Source organism: Rhodococcus sp. SB1D (genome assembly GCF_048573875.1).
Taxonomy (GTDB): Bacteria; Actinomycetota; Actinomycetes; order Mycobacteriales; family Mycobacteriaceae; genus Rhodococcus_F; species Rhodococcus_F qingshengii.
The window spans coordinates 1-1,534 of sequence record NZ_JBMAIQ010000038.1 but is presented as its reverse complement, the minus strand read 5'-3'; the positions used below and the strand labels follow the sequence as shown (position 1 = coordinate 1,534).

The 1,534-nt window shown below is 57.3% G+C and carries 1 protein-coding gene; it reads right to left on the bottom strand.

Annotated features, from left to right (window positions below; all coding sequences use genetic code 11):
* On the bottom strand, nucleotides 1-1,459 hold a 1,459-nt coding region (locus ACN50D_RS31225; RefSeq protein ID WP_419970257.1), incomplete at its 3' end, for a non-ribosomal peptide synthetase.
* Nucleotides 1,460-1,534 lie beyond the last annotated feature (75 nt).

Genomic DNA, 1,534 nt, shown 5'->3' with positions numbered 1-1,534 from the left:
CCGAAACAACAGTCACTGCAGATGCGGATACCGATGCATCAGCCACCAAAGCCGACTCGATCTCCCCCAACTCGATCCGCTGACCACGCAACTTCACCTGGAAATCACTACGGCCGATGTACTCCAGCTCCCCCGACGCATCCCACCGCACCAAATCGCCCGTGCGATACATCCGACCGCCCCCGCTGCCATCGGCAAACGGGTTCGCAACAAACCGATCCGACGACATTGCGGCCCGCCCGATATACCCGCGCGCCAACTGAATGCCCGATAGATAAAGCTCGCCGACAACACCCCTTGAAACCGGGTGCAGCCTGGAATCCAGGACTAGCAGCCCTGTATTCCACACAGCAGAACCAATCGGGATCGACACGGTCTCGTCCGATGTGACTTCATGGAAGGTCACATCAATTGCAGCCTCGGCAGGACCGTACAAATTCTCCAAGCGTGCTGATGGCATCACTCCGAAAACTTCCGCGGCAGTGCCAACTTTCAAGGCCTCGCCACCGGAAAACACCAGCCTCAAGGAAGGAATATTGCTGGCATATTCGGCTGAAATGAATAGGGCCATCATTGCAGGCACGAAGTGCGCGACCGTGACCGCATGCTCCCGGATCAACTTCGCTATGTACTGAGGGTCACGATGGCCATCCGGTTCGGCGATCACCATGCGCGCGCCTACTTGGCACGGCCAGAACAACTCCCAAAGTGAAACGTCAAATGTGGACGGAGTCTTGACCAGCACCACGTCCGACGGGTCCAAATTGTATCGATCCTGGCGCCAAAGCATCTGGTTTACTACGGCGATATGCGATACCAGGACGCCTTTCGGCGTCCCGGTAGAACCGGAAGTGAAAATCACATACGCAGGGTGATCTCCCCGAAGAGCAGACAGTCGCTCTGAATCGGTGATCGGATCAGTCGAATACGTATGCAGGTCAAGACTGTCAACATCAACCCAGGAAGTCGGCAACTTCGCGTCGAGTCGACCATCAACCGTAAAGTCACGCGAGTACAAGACAACGGCCGGCGCCGCCGTTCGCAAAACATAAGAGACGCGTTCAGTCGGATGCGATGGGTCCAGGGGTACATATCCGCCACCTGCACGAATCACCGCATGGGCTGCGATCACCCAAGATATAGACCGCCCCATGAGCACGCCGACCAGAACCTCAGGTCCAACACCTTGCGAAATCAGATGTCGGGCCAATCGATTGACGCGCGAATCGAATTCGCCATAGGTCAAGCTTTCGTCACCGTAAATCAGCGCAACATCCATAGCGCGCTGAGCCGTACCGACGACATCCACCAATCGCGTCGCGGGCAGATCCCGACGACTGGCGCGCGATCTGTTGTAGATCTCAATTCGTTCAACACCATCAAGAAGATCGACTTCTCCCACCAGCGCCGATGAATCGTCGAGAACTGTGCGCAGGATGCGTTCGAATCGGGTTGCCATCGAGGCCACCGTCGACTCGTCGAACAGATCCGTCGCGTACGTGAACGTCGCCGCCATCCCGGCCGGGGCACCGGA